This is a genomic window from Microcoleus sp. N9_A2 (assembly GCF_036701775.1).
Lineage (GTDB): Bacteria > Cyanobacteriota > Cyanobacteriia > Cyanobacteriales > Microcoleaceae > Microcoleus.
The window spans coordinates 20320-44246 of the sequence record NZ_JAUBRH010000057.1; the positions used below are offsets into that span (position 1 = coordinate 20320).

The window sequence follows — 23927 nt, forward strand, 5'->3', positions numbered from 1 at the left end:
ATACCCGATGACTTCAACTTCACCTAAAACCAATCGAGCTAATATTTTAGTAGTGGACGATACGCCAGAAAACCTGCGGCTGCTGACCGGAATTTTGAGCGAAAAAGGCTATCAAGTTCGCCCCGTACCCAATGGCAAGCTAGCATTGTCTGCTGCTCAAAAAATACCCCCGGATCTAGTGCTGCTGGATATTATGATGCCGGAAATGGACGGCTATCAAGTTTGTCAGCAACTCAAAGCTGCTGAAATTACAAAAGACATTCCTGTTATTTTTATTAGTGCGATTAATGACGTGCTGGATAAAGTTAAAGCTTTTGCAGCGGGCGGAGTTGACTTTATTACTAAACCGTTTCAGGTTGAAGAAGTTTTAGCCCGGATAGAAACGCATTTAAAAATTTGTTCACTGCAACAAACTTTGCAAGAAAAAAATCAAGATTTAGCAACGGCGCTGCACCAACTGCAAGCCACTCAAGAGCAGTTGATTCAATCGGAAAAAATGGCAGCCCTGGGACAACTGATTGCCGGCATTGCCCACGAAATCAATACCCCCCTGGGCATTATAGGTTCCTCTATTAATAATATAGCTAATTTTTCAGACGAGTTTTTAGATAAATTTCCTCAAATTTATCTAGAATTTTCTGACAAAAGCAAAGCTTATTTTTTAGCTTTACTGTACAGAGCCACCCATCAAAAGATTTTATTTACCAGCAGAGAAAAACGCAAATTTAAGCAGCAGTTGACAGGGGATTTGATGGCAGAATCTGTTGAAAAGTCTGAGGAAATTGCAGATACTTTAGTTGACATGGAAATTTATGAAAAAATAGAAGAGTTCTTGCCGCTTTTTAAATCGCCGGATTGGGAAGTAGTTTTAAATAGTGCTTACCAGTTTGCGAGCTTTAAAAAAAGTATTAGCCTGATCCAAAGAGCAACAGCGAAGTCTGGGAAAGTAGTATTTGCCTTGAAAACTTACGCTCATTTTGATAGCCAACCCGAAAAAGTCCAGGCGAACTTGCACGATGGCATTGAAACGGTGTTAACCCTTTACCAAAATCAACTAAAGCACGGTATAGAAGTAGTGAAAAATTATGGAGAGTTACCCGAAATTAGGTGCTATCCCGATGACTTAAATCAAGTTTGGACGAATCTCGTTCATAATGCCCTGCAAGCAATGGATTATAAAGGTATTTTGACGATAGAAACTCGGCAGCAAGAGGCCAATATTTTCCTCAAGTTTACTGATAACGGTAAAGGTATTCCCTCAGAAGTTCTTCCCAAAATTTTTCAGCCGTTTTTTACGACTAAATCTGCGGGCGAAGGTAGCGGTTTGGGATTGGATATTGTGAGAAAAATTGTGGAAAAACACGATGGTACAATTGCTGTAGATTCTGTACCGGGGCAGACAACTTTTACAGTCTCGCTACCAATTTGTTAAACAAAACTTACCTGCATGGGGCTGATTCCCGGTGACACTCGTCGCTGTCTCGCTGACAAATACAAGATTTATTACTAGAAACCGGGTTTATCTTGGGAAGTCCTATTAAAATAAGATAGGGGACAGATATCCTGCATCGTTGCCCCAAATCAATAATGTAAAAGGAAGTCGTGTCGATAAACCTACTAAAATTTAAGCAGAGAGGAAAAGATGAATAAGCCTGTAATTCTTTGCGTTGACGATGAACCAGATATCTTGAATACTCTCAAGATGCAGCTAAAAAATGAATTTAAAAGTGATTACTTTTATGAATTAGCTGAAAGTGGTGATGAAGCTTTAGATTTACTTGAGGAGTTTCAAGAAGAAGCTCAGGTGATTGTGGTTGTTTCTGATTGGCTGATGCCGGGAATTAAAGGTGACGAACTTTTAATTAAAGTTCACCAAAAATATCCTAAAATTATTAAAGTGATGTTGACGGGACAAGCGGATGCAGCGGCTGTTCAGCGGGCAGTAAAAGAAGCTGATTTATACTGCTGTTTGTACAAGCCGTGGCAGAGCGAAGAGTTAATAGAGACGATAAAATCTGGGCTGGCTAAGTTATGAAAAAACCTGTGATTGTTTGTATTGATGATGAACCTGACGTTTTGAATAGTTTAAAGATTGAACTGAAAAAGGCGATCGGCGATCGGTGTATAATTGAAACCGCTGAAGGGGGGGCTGATGCTTTAGAGTTGCTGGCTGATTTGCAGGCAGATGAATACGAGATTGCTTTGGTGCTTTCCGATTATATCATGCCGGATATTAAAGGAGATGAACTGCTCAGAAGAATTCACGAAAGCTCGCCGGAGACGCTGACCATTATGCTGACGGGGCAAGCAGATTTGGAAGCCCTGAGTAATGCTATTAAGTATGCTAAATTGTACCGTTATATTCCTAAACCTTGGCAAAATGAAGACTTAAAATTAACGGTAGTAGAAGCTATTCATAGTTACTTGCAAGACCAAAAGTTAACAGATGAAATTCATAAGCGCCAAGAAGTAAACGAGGAGTTAAAGCTAGTAAATGAGGCGCTGTCTGCGAGTGAAAGCCGCCTGAGTCAATTTTTAGAAGCTTTGCCAGTGGGGGTATCTGTTTATCATCCCGATGGCTCGATCGCCTATTTCAACGAGACAGCGCGGGATTTGCTGGGTGCAGACACGATCCCGGAAAGCACTGCGGAACAATTAGCCGCAACTTATCAACTGTATGTTGCCAATACTGATGAGCTTTACCCGCCGGAGAATCTGCCAATTTTGCGCGCACTGAAAGGAGAATTTGTCAAGGTTGACGATGTAGAAATCCGTCAAGATGGCAAAATAATTGCGATCGAGATCAATACGACGCCGATTTTTGACGCTAGCGGAAATATTGTTTATGCGATCGCAGCTTTTCAAGATATTAGCGATCGCAAACAAGCCGAAAAAATACTAGCAGATTACCAGCACACCTTAGAAGCCCAAATTGACGAACGCACAGAACAACTGCAACAAGCAAAAGAAGCTGCTGAAGCCGCAAACAAAGCTAAAAGCACGTTTCTTGCCAATATGAGCCACGAGTTGCGCACCCCTCTCAATTCCATACTCGGGTTTGCGCAAATCATGGAACCCAGCCCCAATCTTACTGTCGAAAACCGAGAAAATCTGAGAATTATTCGCCGCAGCGGCGAACACTTGCTGACTCTGATCAATCAAGCCTTAGACTTGTCAAAAATCGAAGCGGGGCGGATGATGATCGACCCGAAAAACTTCGATCTTTACCGCTTGCTTGACGAGTTGCAAGATATGTTTCAACTGCGGGCACAAAATCAAGAATTGCAATTGCTTTTCGAGCGCGAGGCTGACGTTCCCCAGTACGTAAGATCCGATGATATTAAACTGCGGCAAGTGCTGATAAATCTCCTCAGCAATGCCATTAAATTTACACAGACAGGCGGGATTATCTTAAGAGTTAGAAAGTTAGAAGATTCGGGAAGTGTTGATTTATTGGAAAGTCCGACAGTTGTCTTTGATACCACAACAAGTATTCGGGAATTTGCGATAACTACCAGGGAATTGGCAACGGTTGAATTGAGGAATGCTGCTGAGGATTTAACTATTGATTCGGTGGTTTTCCTTCAGTTTGAAATAGAAGATACAGGAGTTGGCATTTCTCCCGAAGAATTGGGCAATGTTTTCCAGGCATTTGTGCAGACAGCTTCCGGTCAAAAAGCTCAGAAAGGCACGGGTTTAGGATTGACGATCAGCCGTCAATTTGTCCGCCTGATGGGAGGAGAAATTGTCGTAGAAAGTCAACGGGAAATCGGCACTACTTTTAAATTTGAGATTCCAGTCGGTGCGGTTTATGCTGCTGATATTCCCGCCCCGGAAATTAACCGAGAAGTTACTGGGTTGGAACCAAATCAACCCTGCTACCGGATTTTAATTGTGGACGATCGCGAAGACAACCGCCAACTTTTAGTGAAAATGCTTTCTCCCTTGGGTTTCGGGCTGCAACAAGCCACCAACGGTCGCGAAGCAATAGAAATGTGGGAAAATTGGCAGCCGCACTTAATTTTGATGGATGTGCGAATGCCAGTGATGGACGGCTACGAAGCTACTAAAGAAATTAAGGCGATTATACAGCAGAGAGAGCAAGAGCAGCAAGAAAACGGGGAAATGAATATGGACGATCCCGACTCCCCGATTCCGAAGATTGTTGCTTTGACAGCTAGTACAATTGAAGGGAGGCGATCGTTTGCTTTATTGGTTGGCTGCGACGATTTTGTTAGCAAACCTTTCCGCAAAAATGATATATTTGATACCCTTAACCAACACTTGGGGGTTAAGTATCTCTACTCTAACTCAACTGATTTCACGTCAACGGGCGATCGAAATAATCTATCTGACTCGCCCTCTAATGCTGCGCTTGCTTATTTGCCCCAACTTCCCGCAGAATGGATAAACAACATTAAGCAAGTAATCCGCAGTGCGGATTTTGACTTAATTGCCAGGACAATCGAGGAAATAAGGGATGCTCATCCTGAATTTGCCGAAATCCTCCAGGGTCATCTGAATAATTTTGATTACCAGAAAATTCTCAATTTAATTGCTGAGGCGGAGGAATCAGAGAATGCAGATGAAGGCGGAGCAAAATGAAAACTATCAAGCAGATATTTTAGTAGTTGACGATACGCCAGATAATCTGCGTTTGTTGATTAGAATTTTGCAAAAAAACGGCTATAAAGTTAGACCTGTTACTAATGGTTTTTCTGCCATAGATGCGATTCAATCGAGCGCACCAGATTTGATTTTACTCGATATTATGATGCCGGATATTGACGGCTACGAACTCTGTCAACAACTGAAATCAGAACCGCAATTTAGGGAAATTCCGATCATTTTCCTCAGCGCGCTAGAAGAAGGAATAAATAAGGCAAAAGCTTTTGAAGTGGGCGGAGCAGATTATATCACAAAACCTTTTCAGGTGAAAGAAGTATTGGCGCGAGTGAGCAATCAACTTACTGTGCGCTCCTTGCAAATGCAATTGCAAGAAAAAAATCAAAAGTTGACGGATCAAAATGTCCAGTTGCACCAGGAAATTGCCGAACGCCACCAGGTGGAAATGGAAACGAGGTTGCTGCTGAAAGCAACTCAAGCTATTAGCAAATCGGAGAATTTTGAGTCCGCTATAGATGTGATTTTAGGTTTAATTTGCCAAACTATTGAATGGAATCTGGGCGAAGCTTGGATTCCCAGCAGTGAGGGCGTTTTAAAATGCGCTACAGGCAGGTACGTCAGCGACTTGAGTTTTACCCAATTCCGAGAGACAAGTTGGCAGTTAACTTTTGATCCCGGTGTGGGGCTGCCGGGGAGGATTTGGCAGTCGCAGCAGTCGGAATGGATCGAGGATGTTTCTAGTGCACCGGAACAAGTTTTTTTGCGATCGGAAATTGCGGTAAATGTGGGATTGAAAGCGGCTTTTGGGGTGCCAATTTTGGCGGACAACCAAGTGTTAGCTATTTTGATTTTTTATCGTGAGAAAGTTCTGAAATGTCAGCCGCGCTTGTTGGAATTAGTGAGCGCGGTTGCTACGCAGCTTGGTTCGTTGATTCAGCGGAAACAAGCTGAGGCAGCGCTGAAATTGCAGCAAGAGCAAACAGAGAAATTGCTGCTGAATATTTTACCGAAACCTATTGCCGATCGCTTGCAAAAAGAGCAAAAGTTGATTGCGGATCATTTTGATGAGGTGAGCGTATTGTTTGCTGATTTGGTGGGTTTTACAGAGTTTTCGGCTCACAAAAGTCCGACGCAGTTGGTGGAAATTTTGAACGGGATTTTTTCGGAGTTCGATAGGTTGTCTGAGTTGCACGGGCTGGAAAAGATTAAGACGATTGGGGATGCTTATATGGTGGTTGGGGGTTTGCCGACGGCGCGGGAGGATCACGCGGAGGCGATCGCACTTTTAGCTTTGGAGATGCAGGCAGCTTTGAGGAGGTTTAATGCCAAAGTTGGAGAAAGTTTTCAATTGCGGATCGGAATTCACAGCGGTTCGGTGGTGGCGGGAATTATTGGGATTAGCAAATTTAGCTATGATTTGTGGGGGGATACTGTTAATGTTGCTTCGCGGATGGAGTCGAACGGATTGCCGGGTAAAATTCAAGTGACGGCAGCGACTTACGAGCGTTTGAAAGAGCAGTTTGTTTTGGAAGAACGGGGTCATATCCCGGTTAAAGGTAAAGGAAGAATGCTGACTTACTGGTTAATTGAAGAACAAAAAAAATCTTTTTAAATTTTAGAGGTCAATTTCAATTAATATGAAAAGGAGACTAAATCTGGGTTTGCCATACCCTTTATGATTCGGCGGTTGCAACCGCTACTATACAAACGAAGTCTGCCTAAGCGCTGGCTTCGCCCACGCAGACTAAGAAATAAAGGGCGTATTTAAGCCGGATTTGGTATTATATCCAACTTGCACTTTCTGGAGGGCTAATCCTTTGCAAACAGTTGAAACAAAATCGCCGACAGCGTTGAAAAGAGTCCTAGTTATTTTAATATCACTGCTAGCAGTAGCGGTACTGTCGATCGCTATTTTTATCGCAATTCCAGGAGAAAAAACAGTGTTTGCTGGAAAAAGACCTGCCAATATCGGCATTCAGTCAGGAAAACTCGCAGCGTGCCCTTCTTCCCCCAACTGCGTCAGCAGCTTCAGTCAAGATGCCGAACACAAAATTGAGCCTTTGGCATACGTTTCGTCGCCGACAGAAGCAATGGCAAAGCTCAAAGGGGCGATCGAGTCCTATGGAAAAACTAAAATTATCACGGCAACTGATAATTACCTCTATGCGGAGTTCACCACTGCTTTGATGGGGTTTGTTGATGACGTTGAATTTTTGGTAGATGATGGAGCAAAAGTCATCCATGTGCGATCGGCTTCGCGTCTGGGACAGTCCGATTTGGGAGTTAACCGCAGTCGGATAGAAGCTATCAGAACTCAATTCAATCAACTCTGAACTTAAAATTTCTAGCTTTCCTGAAGCCCCTCTCCTGTAAGATGAGGGGCTTTGATATTTTGGTCTTACTATATAATGTTGATTTTTCACCACATAGTTAACAATTATTAACAGTATGCACAGCGCAAAAGAGTGTCCTGCAGGGGGAGTAAGACACAGCAATGCCGTGTCCCTACGGTTGGCTTTGAGTTTTAATACTTCTTATAAGATTGACGATTGTAGAGTTTTAGAATCTTTAAAATAGCTGAGCGCGCTAGCACAGAAGCAGAGATGCCGTAGTATTCCTATAGTATTAAACAACCTAAATTATACACTTCTGACTTTAGGGAGAGGGAAATTAGCGAATTAATTTCTACTATTAATTTAAGTAGAGCAAAGAGGCAAAAACAAATGGCACTTCAAAAATTAGCAGAATTTTATCCTAACTATCAGGAAGAAATCTTTGCTGGAGACGACATCAAGGGATTTGATGTTTATGCTGGCGACTCTGATGAAAAAGTAGGCACCGTTTATGACGCTTTGGTTGATGACACTGGTCGTTTCCGCTATCTGGTAATTGACACCGGTATTTGGATTTTTGGCAAAAAAGTATTGTTGCCAATCGGCTCGGCCCAGTTCGACTACGGAGCCCGTCGCGTCCACGCCACAGGCCTTCGCAACAAAGCTCAAGCAGAACAATTGCCGGCTTACAATGAATTAGAAGCAGTAGATTACGATCGCGAAGAACAGGTAAGAGGCGTCTACCGCAATCAAGAAACTGCCACTGCAACTCCTGCAACTCCTGCTAGCTACGATCGCAGCAGCTACAGCTACGATATGGATCGCCCCCTCTACGAAACCAACGAACAGCAGCACCAAAATCTCAAGCTTTATGAAGAACGCTTGATTGCCAACAAACACCGCGCAAAAACAGGCGAAGTAGCAGTTGGCAAGCGCGTGGAAACTGAAACAGCGCGAGCTTCAGTACCCATTGAAAAAGAACGAGTTGTAATCGAGCGAGTAACCCCGGTAGAAGCGGGTCGAGTAGTTTCAGTCGGTGAGGCTGACTTCCAATCAGGGGAAGTTGCACGCATGGAAGTCTACGAAGAAACGGCCGACATTCACAAGGAAGCTTTCGTCCGGGAAGAAGTCAACGTCAGAAAAGAAGTTGTTCGCAGCACGGTTGAGGGCGAAGAAACCTTGCGTCGTGAAGAATTAGACGTTAAGACTGATGGAACTGCGGTTGTAGATAATAAAAATAAAAAGATCTAAACCAACCGCAACAGCTATTGCATAGGAATTGCGCCTTAATGACATAATTCTGTCACCGCGCAGGTTTGATTGGATTGGTAGCGCGCAATTCCTATGTGAGGGGCGGGGGGGGGTACAAAACTTGTCTGGTTTTGGCAAGGTTTATGCACCTTCCCCGCCTTACCCCTTTCCCCTTTCCACTTCATAATAAAAATCCCTAAGCAGGAAAGTTTAAAAAATGAACGGTCAAGCATCAGCAGAAAAGATAGCAACTGCCCAATCAATAACCCGTCTCAACCGGGTGCCTGAAAAAGTCAGAACTAAGCTAAAAAGTTTTACCGTCAAAGACAACCAAGGTCACTTGGTCGGCAAAGTTAAAGATGTATATTTTGATGCTAACGGTCAGTTAAACTTTGTGGTTGCAGGGCTAGGCAGCGAAAATACCCGCATTTTTTTATTAAGTATTAAGCTGCTAAAAAAAGTCGATTATCACCAAAAAGCCCTGTTTGTAACTATCAATTTAGCTCAACTCGAACTGCTGCCGGGAGTTTCGGCAGATGCGGGGAGTCAGTATTTAGAAAATGCCTCAGAAGCGCATAGTGAATTCAGCAACAGTGAGTTAACAAATCCCTCAACAGCTATGTCAAATCTAACAGATGCCGATCGCACCGATGAAAGTTTGGAGACAGATCAGGATGATGAAAACTTCGATATTGTCGATCAAGAAGTAATTCGCCTGCTAGAAGAACGATTGGTGATCAATCGCAGCAAGCGCAAAGTCGGCGAAGTCATAGTGCGTAAAGAAATTGAAACTCGGATGGTACAAGTGCCTATCCAGTGGGAAAAGCTGATTGTAGAACAAGTCGGCGACGATCCGAAGGTGTTGGCCGAAATAGATTTGGGCGAGGGAAGCATCACCGGTATAGATTTGACGGAGATTAAGAGCGATCGCCAAGAACCGACAGTTAAGGCTGAATTTACCTCTGTGCAGAAAGCTAGCAAAATCTTAAATTCGATCGCCTCTCAACCCCGTCACGGTTGCGTCAAAGTCCGCCTAGAACTCGTTCTGGAAGACAAGCAACTTGAGGATACTTACCAAAAATGGATGACGGAAAACCACTCAGAGAGTTAAACTCTTCGTCCTTTTCGCTGTGGATTTTAGCTATTAGCGAGAAACTTAAATCTAAGAGCGGACTGTGGCGAGCACTTCTGTGGGGAAAGTTCACCGCCCTCTACTAAGATCGTGTTCGGTAAATTAACCGTAATGTTGGTAGGGGCGGGTTCACCAATATCTATAATATAAGCCTGAGATCCGTAAACCCGCCCCGGCCGGGATATTTAAATTTTTAGCGATCGACCTCTAGACAAAATTGTACCGACTTGCGGTAAAATTGTGGTGGTCAAATTTAAAAGTATTTGAAAATGCCCAGCACAATCTCCGACATTAAAGTAAAAACGATCGCAGGCGAAGACAAGCAGCTAGGAGAGTACGCTGGCAAGGTACTCTTGATAGTGAATGTAGCTTCCAAATGTGGCTATACACCTCAATACAAAGGACTCGAAGAATTAAGCCAGAAGTACAGCGCGGCTGGACTCCGTGTTTTAGGATTTCCCTGCAACGACTTCGGAGGTCAAGAACCCGGAAGTAATCCAGAAATCGTCAATTTCTGTACTACCAAATACGGCGTCACCTTTGAATTATTTGACAAAGTACGCGCTAACGGTACTCAGCAGCACCCGCTGTACGCTAAGCTTACGAGTGCAGTCGAGCCAAAGGGTGAGGTTTCCTGGAATTTTGAGAAATTCTTAGTTAGCAAACAGGGTGAAGTGGTTGCCAGATTCCGCAGCAGTGTTGGCCCCGATTCGCCCGAACTAATCGCTGCTATCGATCGAGAATTGGCAAAATAAGAAGTTCGGCAACTAAGCTGTGTACAGGATTTAACTGATTTAACGGATGGATGTTTAGGGAAGAGGGAAGAAATTAATAGGCTTTTTTTCTGATAAGTTGATAGCTAATTTTTTTCTTCTGATCTTCCCCATTGTGTGCAAGCACTCAACCATGAACAAATACCGATGATTATATTTAATTGGAGAACAGTTTAATTTAATGGAAAATACATCGGGATTAGATTTAGTGGTAGGTTTACTTGCCTTCGCAATTCTGGCAGGTGGTCTGGCAATGCTATTTGTAGGCATGGCATCGTTTCCTAAAGAAAAATAATACTAATCGATATGATGTGCGATCGCAAAACCCAAATAAAAGTCTTTGTAGTGAGGAATTAAAATGCTTATTTCACACGGCACCATCTGAATAAATCAAACTGCATTCAATTTGAACATTCGCAATTGACAATCATGCAAACTACCGAAAACAACGTCAAAATTGTCCTCGCGCCGGGGAATTTGCGCCGCGTTCACCATATCGCTTTAAACGTGCGCGACATGAAAGCTTCCCGCCACTTCTACGGTACAATTCTTGGCCTGCACGAACTAACAGGTGCAGAAATTCCCGCAACTTTAACAGAAATGGTAGCGGCTGGTAAAGTCGCTAATTTCGTCACCCCAGACGGCACTGTTATTGACTTATTTTGGCAGCCCGACTTGGAACCGCCAAACCCAGACCCGGAGAAAGCTTTTACCCGCGCCAACCACTTAGCCTTCGATATTGATCCGGATTTGTTCGATCGCGCTCTGGAAGTGCTAAAGTCAAATCAAATTGCGATCGACAGCGGCCCCGTCACTCGCGCTACAGGACGCGGCATTTACTTTTACGATCCTGATGGATTTATCATCGAAATCCGTTGTGATGCAGTTTAAACAGTCGCTATCTGGTTCTTGGTAGTCCGGCTGCACCATACATTTACTCTTTGGATCGCGGTGATCCGTAAACATCCTACCTTTAAAGTTGTTTTATTTTCCGTCTTGGGTAATAGGTTGCTTCGGCCAAGTAAACCGAAAAGTTGCTCCTTCACCTTCGGCAGATTCTAGGGAAATACTGCCGCCTTGACCTTCGACGATTTTTTTTACCAGCGACAAACCAATCCCAGTATTTTCAACTTTATCGCGAGCTTCCAAGGTCTGAAAAATCACAAAAACTTTATCGTGATATTGAGGATCAATCCCCGGCCCGTCATCCTCTACAGAAAACTCGTAAAAATCATCTAACTCTTTAACCGATATTTTTACATGACCCGATTCAGCTCGGTTGTGCTTAATTGCGTTGCTAATTAAATTAGAAAAAACCTGCTGCAACAGCAATCTTTCTGTCACAAAAGTTGGCATTCCCGGTTCAACTTTCACCTCAAATTCAGACGGCGGCGCCAACGAATCAATAATTTCGGCTAATAAATTCTCAACTTTTACCATTTCTGAAGGCACTTGAATGCGTCCGACGCGGGAATATTGCAGCAGTCCCTCAATCAAACCTTCCATCCTGTGAACTCTGCCGCGCAGCAGGTTCATTTGGTGCAGAGTATCCTCTGTCATCGACTCGCTGAGGTCTTCTTCTATCCAACTGCTGAGATTGGCGATCGCCCTGAGTGGCGCTTTCAAATCGTGAGAAACTACATAAGCAAACTGGTCTAATTCTTGATTCCGCTTTCTTAAACTATTCGTCGTTTGAGCCAGATTTTGGGCTGTCAACCTCAATTCTTGAGCGCGCAACCGCAGCGATTCCTCCGCTTGTTTCCGATCCCTAATATCTTCTACCACACCCATCAGAAATTGAGTGCCATCTTGTTCTCGCAGCAGCGAAACCGTCAAGTTGGCCCAAACCAACTCTCCGTCTTTGCGGATGTAGCGCTTTTCCAGAGAGAAATTTTCAATTTCTGCTGCTAACAATTGGCGCAAAAGTTCCAGTTCGCTTGCCAAATCTCCAGGCCAAGTAATATCCTGAAATCTTTTCTCTACCAATTCTTGGCGGCTGTAGCCCAAAATTTCGCACAGTTTTTGATTGACTAACAGAAATTTGCCTTCCACACTCGCTTGAACCATGCCGACTGCCGCCTGCTCAAAAGTAGCGCGAAACCGCTGCGCGCTTTGGGCCAAAGCCATTTCTGAGCGTTTGCGATCGCTAATATCGTTGCTAATTTCCAAAATAGCAACGGGTTGATCTTGATCGTCGTACTGCAAAGTCCATCGGCTTGCCACCGTTATTTTTGTCCCGTCTTTCTTAGTTCGCACCAGTTCTCCTTGCCAAGAACCCTCCTCGAAAAATACTTTTTGAACTACCTCAAAAGGTTGAGTCCATTGTGTTTGTAAAAGCTTGTGAATATTTTTTCCTATTGCTTGCGACTTCCGCCACCCGTAGAGCCACTTCGCCCCCGAATTCCAATAAGAAATTGCTCCGTTCAAGTCTAGTACCGCGATCGTATCGTTTGCCAAATCCAGCATTTGCGCTTGCTTTCGCAGAGTTTCCTCGGCTTGTTTCCGTCCTCTGGCATCGCGGCAAATAGCAATAAACAAGTGTTGATCGGCCAGACGCATTTCACTGACAGCCAACTCCATCGGAAACTTAGTTCCGTCGTGGTGAAGTCCAACTGTTTCTTGCTGGTAAGTCTTTAGCGTACTATCGGGATTTAACACAAAATATTCGATTGAATAATCCCCCACGCTGCTGTACGGTTGCGGTTGAGCTATCAGCCCGCGCAGGTTCGAGCCAATTGTGCGATCGGCTTTCTCGCCAAAAATCTTTTCTGCTGCCCTATTAAAAGACTCAATATTTCCCCGTGCGTCCAAAGTAATAATCCCGTCAGCCGCATTGTCTACCACAGCTTGAATGCGACTTTTACTTTCTTCCAAGCCTGCTTCCCGCTTCCTCAATTCCTTCTCTAAACTATCAAATAAATACCAGGAAGCCCCTGCACCCAAACAGCCGAAAAGCAAACCAGCAACTTGCACAGAATTAGTGAAATCTATCAAACCCCGCCTTTGCTGATCTAGAGCTTTCTGGTAGGCTTCGCCGGCATTAGAAAAAACATTAATTTTTGCACGCAGGTTATCCCTCCTCAATTTGCCTTGAGTGAACACCTCAATTATTTCCGGCGACTGCACGCTTGTTGCCGAACTGTCGAGCTTATTCAAAGTGTTTTGCAAGAAATTTATATGCTGTTCGGTACTTTTTTTTATATCTTCAAATCGCTGAGCTTGCACTTTGTTTTTTTGAACCATAACCTTGAGGTCAGCCAGCAGCGGAGGCAAACTCTTCTTGGCTTCTAAGTAGGGTGAGAGAAATGCGCGGCGCTTCGTCAACCCGTAACCTCGAATGCCCGTTTCCGCATCCACTACGAGGGTTAATAAGCGGTTAGTTTCCTGAAGTATTGCCCTATTAGTATCTCCTCGGTCTCTTATCTGTATGGTAATCTGCCGGAGGCGTGCAATTGCTAGCAGCGAAGCAAACAGAAAAATAATGGGGATAGCAACGATGATTGTTCCCCGCTGGCGAATTGGTCGGTCTGTCCATACAAAGTGGAGGCAGCGATCGAGCAAATACTTCACGGATATTGAAGGAGAAAGTTTGCTGCCAGTATATCGCTTTTTGGCAGTTTAGGCTAGGGATAAGTTTGTTTTGTTTGGTTTGGCGAGCGCCGGGGACTAACCGTCGAAACTAGATTAGACCCCTGCGATAGCTACCTGCTGACACTAACAGCAGATTTTTTGGAACGGTGTTTAAACTGAGGCACGGAGAAAGAAAGGACTTTTTTCGACACCGAGACAGCAGGCGAAGCAGAAAGGATCGTTTCTGCTTTACCTTCGTTTTCGCCTTCGGCTTCTGCTTTTAAACTAGAGTCTGTTTCGCAAGTGTTTGGAACACTTGTAACTACAGTAGTCCACCTGCCTGTAGCCGGATCGCGATAACAAGTAAAAGGATTTATTTTTAGCGGTTGACTGCAAGGTTTAATCATGTAGATGCACTCCTTTGATTCTGAGAAATTGTGCATTGCTTTCAGGAGCAGTGCTATCTCGCCAGTAGAAGCAGTATGAAGGAAAAAAGCAGAATTGTGTTTCTGCGTCCAGAGACTTTTGAAAATTCCTGATTTCCTGTTAACTTTTGGCTTCTACTGCTTCGCGACCATAGCATTACTTTTACCAAATTGCCTGTCTGGAAGCAACCCCCCACCCCTTAATTAGGTTGAGGTGGGACTTGTGAATGCAGCGAGGCGCCCGATCGTGCCTGCAGGACAATCTTGGAATAATATAGGTATTCTAGGCTGAAAAAAAATGCTACTGTGTGATCGACAACAGAGGTTGATCGCGATCGGTGTCACAATTAAAAAGGGAATTGGTAATTGGTAATGGCTAATTTGTAACGCGGGAATGGGTAACTGGGTAATTATTCCCTCTTTTGCCATCCGTTAAATCCGTTAAATCAGGTACAAAATTCCTGGCATAACCCACCCTTTAAATCCCTTAAATCTCCTACATTTCTAGTGGCCAAACTTGCTTCTAACTAATATCAACTTCTGCCTTTAAATGAACAGTAAAAGTAGAGCCAACATCCAACTCACTCTCAACAGTGATATCGCCGCCCATCATCTGGCAAAACAAGCGGCTAATGGCCAATCCTAAACCGGTGCCACCGTACTTGCGAGTAGTCGAAGCGTCCCCTTGAACAAAAGGTTGAAACAAACCCTGCTGCTGTTCTGCCGACATTCCAATCCCCGTATCAGATACCTGCAAATAAACCCAATCGCTGTCGCTTGCTGGTTCGCGAGTCACGCTCAACAGCACCGTTCCACCTTCGGTAAACTTCAGGGCATTCGAGAGCAAATTAAACAGAATTTGCCGGACTTTAGTCAAATCTGCATACATCACTCCCAAATTTTCAGAGCAAGAAACTTGCAATTGATTGTGATTTTTTTCGACCAAAGGGTGCAAAGTTGCAACGACTTCTTCTATTAAATTACTGAGGTCAAATTTTTCCAAATAAAGCTCCATCCGACCGGCTTCTATCTTAGAAAGGTCTAGAATATCGTTAATTAAAGTCAGCAAGTGTTTGCCGGCGTTATAAATTTTTTGGGTATCGGGAATGATCTCTTCGATTCCCGATTCCCGTGCTTCTTCTTGTAGCATTTCGCTATAACCTATAATCGCGTTGAGCGGCGTCCGCAGCTCGTGGCTCATATTGGCTAAAAAAGTGCTTTTAGCTCTCGAAGCTGCTTCAGCTTTGTGTAAGGCTTCTTGCAAGGCTATTTCGGCTCTTTTGCGCTCGGCAATTTCGATGCGGAGCAGTTTATTGGCGGCGGTGAGTTGAGCGGTGCGCTGATCGACGGTCATTTCTAGCTGCGCTTTGGCTTTGGAGAGGGCTTCCTGAGCCCGCTGGCGTTCAAATCCTTCGATCGCCAGCGCTACCAAATTTGCCAAAGAATCGGCGAAGGTGCGCTCCTCCAGAGCCCACTGGCGGGGCGCGCCGATATGTTCGAGAGAGAGGATGCCCACGATCTGGCCGCCGAGCCTAATTGCTACATTTAATATGGATGAATTGGGCTTGCTGGCATTTGGTCGCACAGCGGAATGTTCGGCTAGCGAAGATAAGTGGGACAAATTTGTTTGTAGAGATTTTTGAGTCTTTGTCGTAGGTTCTAAAGCATTGTCCGATCGCCAATTTTCGCCCGGTGCGTCGCCTTCAACCTCTAATTTTGATAAATTTAAATCGCTTGCCGATATGGACTCCCGGCTCAAATGATTCTCCTGGGTGCGATCGTACAAGTCGAGACAAACTAATTTGAGGTTGGGGATTTTAAACTTAGAATGATTCACCCCCTCGTGTTGCTCTGGGGCAGCGGTCTCTGTATCGAGTGCCTCTGTTTGGTTCTGGGCGAGCACTCTCTCGGTAAAATTTAGCTGGGGATCTGTCGGGTAGCGAGTTCCAAATCCTCCATGGTTGTAAAGCCAGACGCTGACTTTTTCCACATCCAAAGTCCGGGCTGCAGCCTCGGTAATTTCGCGAATTCCCACATTCAGCGCACCGCTATTGAGAGTCCTCTGCCTACCTAGCTGCAACAAAGCCAAACTCTGGCGGCGGAGACGCTTTTCGCTCTCTTGGAGGGTTTGTTCTCCTTCCTTGCGCTGGGTGAGGTCGTACAAGACGCACAATGCCGTCTGCTGCCCGTTAAACACCAGCGACTGAACCGAGATCATCGCCCAGAAAGCGGTGCCGTCTGATTTTTTGCAGTGGAGTTCGTAGTTTTGGAGGTATCCGTTTTTAGCAAGTGCCTCAAGTACCTTTGGGCGATCGGCGGAGTTGAAGTAAAAGTCTGGAGTGCTGCAGCCGATCAATTTTTCTAGGGGTGTGTTCAGGAGAGAAGCCAATTGAGCGTTCGCATACATAATTAAGCCGTCACAGAGGCGAGAAACTAATATCGGCACGGGAGTTGCCGAGGCGATCGCCCGAAACTGCTCTTCGCTTGAACGCAGCGCCAACTCAGCTTTGCTCAGCAAGTGAGCTTCCATCGTATCTGAATGTTCGGTGGTAGTCTCCAGCAAAAGTTCTAGGTCAACCTTTTCGCGCTTCAAGTTTTCAAGTTCCGCACTCAGCCGCTGAACGTCGAAAAGTAGCTGTTCTGTCGATGGTTCTTCCTGCATAGCAATTGAAAATTGGTAATTTTTAGTCGGTTCTGAAGTTTTTTAGGGTTTTGTGCTAGTTTAACTATGACTTATCCCGATTAACTTCAGCCACCCTCATCCTGGTTCGCGGACTTAGCCGGGGATTCATCTTTACCTTTTGCGCTACTATTCCAATTCTAAGTGCAAGGAAGGCATCAGCCTCTGCAAGTTTTTCAGGGATTTTATCTGCCAGGGGATCTGTTTAGAACCTTTGATGGCGATTTGAATATTTTTTTGCTGGCGCACTTTGATCACAAATTTTGAGACAATATTAATTCCAGAACTATTTAAAAATTCTAGCTTTCGCAAGTCTAGAGTCACCGTGTTTGGGCAGGAGTCAGCCACTTCGTTGAGCAGATCGACGATCGGTGCGTATTCTTCCACCAGGCTGAGTCGAAACGAGCCGCTACAGGTGACTGTTTGCGTAGCGCGATCGTAATGGATCGTGTAATCTTTGGTCTGAATCTCCATACTTTTGTCAGTTGCCGGTTTTGAGTGGTAAAGGGGCTTTGGCTGCGTGAGCGAGGATTGAGCTCGAGGCTAGCACGATCAAAATTCAGCCGTTTGCCGAATGCCCAAGGCCTTTGCGTGTGTAACTTTTATTACATATACTGCCAACTGTACCATTGCCACAGGGCAGTTATGAGTTGTTTTAGGATTTATCGGTTGTGATACCAGTTGGAAAAAAGAATGCAACTGTTGACTAGCTCCAAACCCTGATAGTCATCAGTCATTGCCAATCTCAAATCTCAAATCTCAAATCTCAAATCTCAAATCTCAAATCTCAAATTGTATGAGTTGTGGGGGTTGACGAGACCAGCTTTTGCTGAAGTTCCGAGCTATCAATTCGATTTTTTTCTCAACTTAGTATTGACAAAATCACCAAAGTGTGAGACATATTTCACATCTGACACTGAAGTGAAGGGGAGAATATTTAATGGCAATTTCTGAAATTACAGAAAAGCTTTTGGCGGCTAAAAAAGCTAAGGGAATTAGTTTTGCAGATTTGGAAAAAGTTTTGGGGCGCGACGAAGTTTGGATTGCCGCGGTTATTTACCGTCAAGCAACCGCATCGGTCGATGAAGCTGAGAAAATTGTCTCGGCTTTGGGATTGGATAGCGAGACGGCTGAGGTTCTCTGTGAACCTCCGTTAAAAGGTTCTTTGGATGCCGGAGTTCCAGTAGACCCTCTGATTTATCGGTTTTATGAAATTATGCAGGTTTACGGGATGCCGCTCAAAGCAGTAATCCACGAAAAATTTGGTGACGGGATTATGAGCGCGATCGACTTTACTTTGGATGTCGAGAAAGAAGCAGACCCAAAAGGCGATCGAGTGAAAATAATTATGTCGGGAAAATTTTTGGAATACAAAAAATGGTAAGCCCGTGCCACTTTATTTTCAAGTGAAAATGAAAAATTCAAATTTGCTCGAATGACTCATGACTAATGACTAAAGCCTCAAAAGTGTTAACTTAGAAATAGAGATCGCGAAGCTTGACTGGCTTGGGTGTCCGATCGGGAAACCCTTCTAGGGCAAAGCTAAGGTCGCTCCCGCGGCAACCTCCCCAGTCGAAACAAGCAACCGCAACCGTAAATTAAGAGGCAAATATGTCAAAATATGACTCCCATCTGAGATGCTCCTTTTGCGGCAAGTCGCAAGAGTACGTCCGCAAGTTAATAGCTGGGCCCGGGGTCTACATTTGCGATGAATGCGTGGAACTGTGCAATGAAATTTTAGAGGAGGAGTTCTTTGACTCCAGTAAAACAATTGGTCAACAGATTCCCCAATCAGAGGTGCGAGAGTCTCAGGGACAAGGAACGCGGCGCCAGGGTCGATCGAACAAATCGAAAATCGTTTTAGCTCAAATTCCGAAACCGACAGATATTAAGCAGCATTTAGACAATCATGTTATCGGCCAACATTCAGCAAAAAAAGTCCTTTCTGTAGCAGTTTACAACCACTACAAGCGCTTGAGCGTTGACCAAGCTAAAGATAGCGACAAGTCTTCGCCTGACAGCGATGTAGAACTGCAAAAATCCAACATCCTGCTAGTTGGGCCCACAGGTTGTGGCAAGACTTTGTTAGCGCAAAGTTTGGCCCAAATGCTCGAAGTCCCGTTTGCGGTAGCCGATGCGACGACGCTGACAGAAGCTGGATATGTCGGCGACGATGTAGAAAATATTTTGCTGCGGCTGTTGCAAATGTCTGATTTTGATGTGGAATCGGCACAGCGCGGGATTATTTATATTGATGAAATTGACAAGATTGCTCGCAAAAGTGAAAACACTTCGATCACCAGAGATGTATCGGGAGAAGGAGTGCAGCAAGCGCTGCTAAAAATGTTGGAAGGAACGGTGGTTAATGTGCCTCCCCAAGGTGGCCGCAAACATCCTTACCAAGATTTTATTCAAGTTGACACTAGCAAGATTCTATTTATTTGCGGCGGTGCTTTTGTCGGTTTAGAAAAAATAGTTGAACAGCGTTTGGGTAAAAAATCCTTGGGCTTTATTCAGCCAACAGAAACCGAAAGCAACTCGACTTTGCCGGCGAAGGATAAGCGGGCGGCTGATATTTTGCAGCAGGTACAGCCGGATGATTTAGTTAAGTTTGGTTTGATTCCTGAGTTTGTCGGGCGGATTCCAGTGGTGACGGTGATTTCGCCGCTGGATGAGGCAGCTTTGATGCAGATATTGACCGAGCCCCGAAATGCTCTGGTGAAGCAGTATCAGAAGCTGTTGAAGATGGATAGTGTGGAGTTGGAATTTGAGCCGGATGCGCTACGGGCGATCGCCCAGGAGGCCTATCGTCGCAAAACTGGCGCGAGAGCTCTCCGCAGCATTTTAGAGGAGTTAATGCTGGATGTGATGTACGAGTTGCCTTCTCGCAAGGATGTGGCTAACTGTATGATTACTCCCGAAATGGTCGAGAAGCGATCGACTGCTGAATTGCTGTGGCATCCCGCATGGCGGAAGCACGAAACTGCATAATTTGTAATCTGTAGGGTGCTTGTGGCGCACCCTACAAGCTTGGCAAATTTACTTTATGACAGTTAAAAAAATGTCAGTCAATGTAGCTAAAGCCAGTAAAAAATCGAGATTGCCAGTATCCAGTTTGCTGCCGAGGATTGCAATTTACAGCGCGGTTGTGGCTGGCATCATGGCGTCATTTTACGATTTCCAACTCAATATGATCGGCTCGTCAAGCGGTAAGAGATATTCAGAAAACCCACAATATATTAATGCCATCAATAAAGGGCAGGAAGCTTACTATGCAGAGTACGGTCAATTTAGCGATTCCATTGCAGAATTGGGTCTGGGAATTAAAGAACAGACCAAGAACTATCATTACACGATCGTCTCATCAATGGGCCCGGTTCAAACTAGGCACAATCACCGCGAACCAGCACAATTTGAAAGCGCGATCGCGATCGCGATCGCCAAACCTACGGAGACGAACCCCCGCGAGAAATCCTACACTGGCGCAGTATTTGCTTACAAAGAAAAGGGTAGCAATCTAATAAGAACTATTAGTGCTATATGCCAGAGCGATCGGGAGAACGCAAGTTATGCAGAAACTTGGAGTCCGCCAACTTTTGACGGCAAAGAAATTCACGGCCAGCCCGGAACAACGTTGTTACAGCGTTAACTGCCAGCCCGAACGTTAAGGTAAAACCTTGAAACTCTTTTGCGTCACTTTTTGACCGTCTAAGTAAAATTGAAACTGCCAATTGCCAGGTTTGTCATCTTGTTTAAAATTGTACCAGCACCAAGTATTTAATCGATCGCCCGTCGTTTTTAAATAAGATTGACTCTGGGCTGCGAATAGTCCTTGAGGGTTGACAACCTTACAATAACTTCTATATTCTCCTTTTGGCAACTTAGTACCACTGACAGCAAAATAGACTTTTTTGTTTTGCTTCAAAGACCAAAAATCTCTAGTTTTTGTCGATTCTAGTTCGTCAGTTAACATCTCTTGAGTGTGAGGATTTAACTTTACTGCGTTGATTACTGGTTTGATATCGACTGCTGTTTGAGGTTCGGGAAATTTCCAGAGCAAAGGAATAAAAATAGCAGCAATTGCTGTTAATAATCCGACTGATATGAGTGCGAGTTTTGACTTGTTACGCTGCTGAACTACCTCTAGGGGAATCAAAGCATTTAAGGCGGCCTCTGCTGAAGGATAGCGGTGTTTGAAATTAGGTTCCACCATCTTTTGCAGCCAATCAAGAAACTCTGGAGTTAGCTGTGGCAACCGATGTTTAAAATTAATCCGCCCGGTATCGTCCATCAAACTTCCAACTTCGGTAGAATTGATGCCGATTAGCAAGCAAATTAGCGTCGCGCCGAGACTGTATAAATCCGATGCAACAGTTAGCTGCCGGTTGAACATTTGTTCTGGCGGCATAAAGCCCAAAGTGCCTTTCACAACGCTGCTAGCGGCCACTTCTCCCCCGCCGATTCTAGCAAATCCAAAATCGACAAGGCTGACATTCATCCGGTCATTTACTAAGATATTTTCGGGTTTTAAATCTCTGTGGATGACTGGCGGAACCCGATTTTGCAGGTATTTGAGTATTTCTAAAACAGAGATAGCAATTTGCTTGATTTGTTGGGGCTTCCAGCGGTGAGAATTTGCCAAGGAAGGGGCATTTTTGTATTCTTGCACCATGCAGAAACCCGATGCAGTTGGGAAGGAATCTAAATAGCGGGGAATGCTAGGATAGTCGAGTTCTCGCAAAATCCGAATTTCTTGTTCGCACGCTTGATATTGAGCCCAATTAGCGCCTGTTTGGGCAAATTGAAATTGTTTGACGGCGACGGAACGTTTGGTATTAATTTCGGTAGCGAGATAAGTAACTCTACCGCCAGCGCGATTGTGTCCGAGTTCGCGGGTTATTTGATAGCCGTAGTTGGAAAAGTCAGGAAAAGCATTCATAGGTAAATAGTTGATAGTTGATATAGCAATCCTAAATGAGTCGTAAAAAGATGTAGGGGTAGTGCCCCCGTGCCTACCCCGGTCTTATGGGGCAACCACGGGGGGTTTGCCCCTACAATAATTACACAAATGATTTAGGAGTGCTATAGTTAGTGGTCGAGAGTTGTGATAGTTAATAGCGAGGTTTTTAAGAGTTGGATTTAAAGCGAACTCTCGAAAAAATCCGCCAACAACAGGCAGGAATGCAGACTCTTAATGTTTGGTAAGGTTTTTAGTAAGGACTTCAGTCATTGAGGTTGAAAGTCCTTGCTGCGAACAAGTTTTTACGGTTTAATTAAATTTGGTCGGGATTTGCGATAGTTGGCAAGCATTCTTTTTGGTTTAAAAACGAGCGAGTCAATTAACGGAATTCCAGTGACGGCTAGAGATGTTATTATCGTTCCTCCTACAACTAATATTTCTCTGGGTTCAACCCCTGCTAAGTGAGATTTTAATTTTAAAAAGGTTAGAAATGCTACTGACAAACTCATACAAAATCCGGCAGTAAGGAAAGCTCTTTGGGTAGCATCTACTTCAAGAATTTGTCGGGCTATCTGCTGGTCAATCAGCTTATTAAATACCGAATTGACTATCTTGTAAATCAGGGAGGCCAGCGCTAGAATCAAGACGACGCTAAAGCTATTAGCATACAAGGAAAATGATAAAAGCAGCATAATAACTGCTACTATCGTAACATTTCCGATTGTAAAATTCGTAATCCTTCCTCCTAGTATTAAGGCTCCAAGTAAAGTTACTGCAATCGAAACCAGCACTGACCCAGCATACACAAAACTCATTAATTTATAATCGATCGTACCCTGCGCGATATCAAAAAGCATACTGGTTAATCTGCTGCTAATAACACTATAAAATATCAATCCTATTAACCCTCCACATAAAGCTAAAAACCAATTAAAATCATATTTGTTTAATTTGGCTGCAATGGCGATTTCGGCGACTGAAAATCCTAAGAAGCCACTCGTAACACTGATGGGAAGCATGATAGTAGTAGTCCCAAAATGCCAAAATAAGCCACCCGGCGAAGAGAGGAAATTAGGAATTTCACTCAAGAAAAGTATCAAAACTATTAACAGCAAACCGCACATACAAGTTGCTAAAATCAAACAGAACATAAAAGTCAGCCTGAATACCGACAAAAAATTAGTTTTTTGCGGTACGGGCAGGGATGCTGTTGTGACTTGCAATTCTATTGTATGAGTTTCTGGTTCCGAATTTGCGCGCAAGATGATTTGGCGGTTGTAAGTTTGACTTTCCAGCAATTTGCTCGTATCGACGGCGATTGTGCACTCGATATCATTGCTTTCAAATGCCTGCGGTTCAAAGGAGATCCAAGAGTGGTCGTAGGGCGTGTGGGGCGGATCGTTCGGATGCGGCGCGACTTCCCACCTGCCACAAAGTATTGTATCGGGAATTGGGTTGCTAATTGCAATAGTTTGTGTTAAGATTTCTCCATATTCAGTAGCTGTGAATTGAAGGCGATCGCGCTCAATTCTAACTTTCGGCAAGCTGCTGACATCCAAAGATTCTAGCGCAGTTAAAGCATCCGCAGCCGATGGATATCTGTCTTGCAATCTCGGCGCTACCATCCTCTCCAACCAATTCATCCAACCCTGCTGCAATGGCGGTACTAAATGCCGGAAATGAATGCCATAATTGGCATCAACTAAATTACCGACATCCGCAGATTTCGTACCAGTTAACAAGCAAATCAGCGTTATCCCCAAGCCGTAAAGATCCGAGGCTTTGGTTAATTCTCGGTTGAACATTTGTTCGGGTGGCATGAATCCCATCGTGCCTTTGACAACGCTGCTAGCCGCGATATTTCCACCTCCTAGCCGAGCAAAACCGAAGTCTACTAAATAAACATTGAGTTCGTCATCTATCAACAAGTTTTCTGGTTTGATGTCGCGGTGGATTACGGGCGGTTTTTGGGATTGCAGGTAAGCTATAATTTCTAAAGTGGCGATCGCAATTTGCTTGATATCCGGCGGCGAAAAAGTCCGCGCGACAGCAGATTCGGCATTTTTGTATTCCTGCACCATGCAGAAACCGCTGTCAGTTTGAAAGTAACCGTTCAGGGGGGGTAAAAGAGAAATAGCCCAAAAAGCGGAGAAAATCTGATAAATTAAGTGACATGG

18 protein-coding genes are annotated in these 23927 nt (G+C 44.4%); 12 read left to right on the top strand and 6 right to left on the bottom strand.

Going from position 1 to position 23927, the window contains the following annotated elements; translation table 11 throughout:
- Positions 1-7 precede the first annotated feature (7 nt).
- From QUA44_RS24445 to QUA44_RS24485, 9 genes are all read left to right on the top strand, one after another.
- Positions 8-1432 carry a response regulator gene (locus QUA44_RS24445; protein ID WP_333255189.1) on the top strand — a complete coding sequence of 475 codons (1425 nt, stop codon included), beginning with the start codon at positions 8-10 and terminating at the stop codon, positions 1430-1432.
- Between the two features lie 210 nt (positions 1433-1642).
- Entirely contained in the window at positions 1643-2035 is a 393-nt protein-coding gene (locus QUA44_RS24450) for a response regulator (protein ID WP_333255187.1), read from the top strand.
- Positions 2032-4605, top strand: a complete 2574-nt coding sequence (locus QUA44_RS24455) for a response regulator (RefSeq protein WP_333255185.1) — start codon at positions 2032-2034, stop codon at positions 4603-4605. The genes QUA44_RS24450 and QUA44_RS24455 overlap by 4 nt, the downstream gene beginning before the upstream one ends.
- Positions 4580-6238, top strand: a complete 1659-nt coding sequence (locus tag QUA44_RS24460) for an adenylate/guanylate cyclase domain-containing protein (protein ID WP_333255183.1) — start codon at positions 4580-4582, stop codon at positions 6236-6238. The genes QUA44_RS24455 and QUA44_RS24460 overlap by 26 nt, the downstream gene beginning before the upstream one ends.
- A gap of 205 nt (positions 6239-6443) precedes the next feature.
- Positions 6444-6959: a DUF1499 domain-containing protein gene (locus QUA44_RS24465; RefSeq protein WP_333255181.1), complete on the top strand. Its 516-nt coding sequence runs from the start codon at positions 6444-6446 to the stop codon at positions 6957-6959.
- Positions 6960-7349: 390 nt separating this feature from the next.
- Positions 7350-8210: a DUF2382 domain-containing protein gene (locus QUA44_RS24470; protein ID WP_333255179.1), complete on the top strand. Its 861-nt coding sequence runs from the start codon at positions 7350-7352 to the stop codon at positions 8208-8210.
- Between the two features lie 217 nt (positions 8211-8427).
- Positions 8428-9321 carry a DUF2382 domain-containing protein gene (locus QUA44_RS24475; RefSeq protein WP_333255177.1) on the top strand — a complete coding sequence of 298 codons (894 nt, stop codon included), beginning with the start codon at positions 8428-8430 and terminating at the stop codon, positions 9319-9321.
- A 290-nt stretch (positions 9322-9611) separates the two neighbouring features.
- Positions 9612-10097 carry a glutathione peroxidase gene (locus QUA44_RS24480; RefSeq protein ID WP_333255175.1) on the top strand — a complete coding sequence of 162 codons (486 nt, stop codon included), beginning with the start codon at positions 9612-9614 and terminating at the stop codon, positions 10095-10097.
- A gap of 447 nt (positions 10098-10544) precedes the next feature.
- Positions 10545-11006 (top strand): VOC family protein, encoded by a 462-nt coding sequence (locus QUA44_RS24485; RefSeq protein ID WP_333067617.1) that lies wholly within the window; start codon positions 10545-10547, stop codon positions 11004-11006.
- Positions 11007-11099: 93 nt separating this feature from the next.
- Here the strand turns inward: QUA44_RS24485 and QUA44_RS24490 are convergent, their stop codons facing one another.
- From QUA44_RS24490 to QUA44_RS24505, 4 genes are all read right to left on the bottom strand, one after another.
- Positions 11100-13685: a PAS domain S-box protein gene (locus QUA44_RS24490; RefSeq protein ID WP_333255174.1), complete on the bottom strand. Its 2586-nt coding sequence runs from the start codon at positions 13683-13685 to the stop codon at positions 11100-11102.
- Positions 13686-13816: 131 nt separating this feature from the next.
- Entirely contained in the window at positions 13817-14092 is a 276-nt protein-coding gene (locus QUA44_RS24495; protein ID WP_333255172.1) for a hypothetical protein, read from the bottom strand.
- Positions 14093-14633: 541 nt separating this feature from the next.
- Positions 14634-16772: an ATP-binding protein gene (locus QUA44_RS24500; protein WP_333255170.1), complete on the bottom strand. Its 2139-nt coding sequence runs from the start codon at positions 16770-16772 to the stop codon at positions 14634-14636.
- Between the two features lie 147 nt (positions 16773-16919).
- Positions 16920-17264 carry a slr1659 superfamily regulator gene (locus tag QUA44_RS24505; protein ID WP_333255168.1) on the bottom strand — a complete coding sequence of 115 codons (345 nt, stop codon included), beginning with the start codon at positions 17262-17264 and terminating at the stop codon, positions 16920-16922.
- 466 nt (positions 17265-17730) lie between these two features.
- Between QUA44_RS24505 and cynS the strand changes: the two genes are divergently transcribed.
- From cynS to QUA44_RS24520, 3 genes are all read left to right on the top strand, one after another.
- The gene (gene cynS / locus QUA44_RS24510) at positions 17731-18174 is read left to right on the top strand and encodes a cyanase (protein ID WP_333255166.1); all 444 of its coding nucleotides are present in this window, start codon (positions 17731-17733) and stop codon (positions 18172-18174) included.
- Positions 18175-18401: 227 nt separating this feature from the next.
- Entirely contained in the window at positions 18402-19781 is a 1380-nt protein-coding gene (gene clpX / locus QUA44_RS24515) for an ATP-dependent protease ATP-binding subunit ClpX (protein ID WP_333255164.1), read from the top strand.
- 55 nt (positions 19782-19836) lie between these two features.
- On the top strand, positions 19837-20439 hold the full coding sequence (locus tag QUA44_RS24520) for a type IV pilin-like G/H family protein (protein ID WP_333255162.1): 603 nt from the start codon (positions 19837-19839) through the stop codon (positions 20437-20439).
- Between the two features lie 15 nt (positions 20440-20454).
- Here the strand turns inward: QUA44_RS24520 and QUA44_RS24525 are convergent, their stop codons facing one another.
- Entirely contained in the window at positions 20455-21729 is a 1275-nt protein-coding gene (locus tag QUA44_RS24525; RefSeq protein WP_333255161.1) for a protein kinase domain-containing protein, read from the bottom strand.
- A gap of 323 nt (positions 21730-22052) precedes the next feature.
- Positions 22053-23927, bottom strand: a 1875-nt coding sequence (locus QUA44_RS24530; RefSeq protein WP_333255159.1) for a protein kinase domain-containing protein, incomplete at its 5' end; no start/stop codon positions are given.